General features: G+C 30.9%; 2 protein-coding genes. Both read right to left on the bottom strand.

The window, feature by feature from the left end:
* Positions 1-237 precede the first annotated feature (237 nt).
* The gene (locus tag OU788_RS12455; RefSeq protein ID WP_274635458.1) at positions 238-387 is read right to left on the bottom strand and encodes a hypothetical protein; all 150 of its coding nucleotides are present in this window, start codon (positions 385-387) and stop codon (positions 238-240) included.
* Between the two features lie 156 nt (positions 388-543).
* Positions 544-930 (bottom strand): DUF4833 domain-containing protein (locus OU788_RS12450; RefSeq protein ID WP_274635457.1); only part of this gene is annotated, 387 nt, incomplete at its 5' end.

The raw sequence follows: 930 nt of genomic DNA, 5'->3' as shown, positions 1-930 counted from the left end.
TTTTCTTTTGTGAGGTACGAGCAAAATAAAATGTGCTTGACTGTGCGGTTGGCTTTTCAGAGCTTGTGTACAACTTGTTTATATAAGTACTTTTAGTGTTTTTATACTAACGATATGGAGGTATAATAGTACTTTTTTATCCAAATATAGAAAATAAAAAGAGTACTAAGAGTTTAATTCAAAAGTGTTAACTAAATAAGCGTCTTTAAAACAGACGCTTATTTAATAGTATATATTTTAAACCCCACTAACAGCACTAGTAAGTGGAGTTTGAGCAGGCTTGGCAATTCCGTAAACAACTACGACACCAGAGCCTCCACCCCAAGTAGAATAAGCAGGGTCAGGTTTTGCTTCCATTACCGTTTGAGGTAGGTTCCAGTTATACATCGGTCAGCATTTGTATACTACCAGAATGAATGGTGTGAATCACCTCTCCTGTAGTAGCGTTAAAAAGTTCTAATAGGAGGGATTATCACCTAGTATTTTAAATAAAACTCAAAGATCAATTTTTGTGTCTAGATTTATATAAGATTGTTTTATCGTTTAAAAGTCTTCAACTTTAATTTCAATTTTTTTATTGGTATTGTAGTCTTTTCCGTAAAGAATAACCGATTTTATTTCAGTACTTAAACCAGTTCCATTAATATTTAAGAACATTCTGTCTAGGTATATTTTTGTTGTATTATGGTTTACAAAAATTTTGTAACGATTGTTTTTTTTCTCTAAATTAAAAACAAGTTTTGAAGAAGCAGCTAGTCTAAATTTAAAAGAATTATCATCTGCATTAAGCAATACCATACCATAAGCAAGCCTTTTTTGTGTTGGAGTTAGAGGCTTAACTTCAGCATTTTTGGTATATAGTATTCTGTATTCTTTGATAGGCTTTTTGGTGTTTAACTTAGAATTTTTAAGATTAACATCGTATACATA

The sequence above is a fragment of the Tenacibaculum sp. L6 genome, assembly GCF_028823685.1.
In the GTDB taxonomy this organism is placed as follows: Bacteria; Bacteroidota; Bacteroidia; order Flavobacteriales; family Flavobacteriaceae; genus Polaribacter.
The sequence above is the reverse complement of the archived record's forward strand: the minus strand, read 5'-3'. Positions and strand labels throughout refer to the sequence as shown.

Bases quoted from the DNA above. Each gene is read 5' to 3' on its own strand.
- OU788_RS12455 (WP_274635458.1), bottom strand. From the start codon at position 387: ATGTATAACTGGAACCTACCTCAAACGGTAATGGAAGCAAAACCTGAC.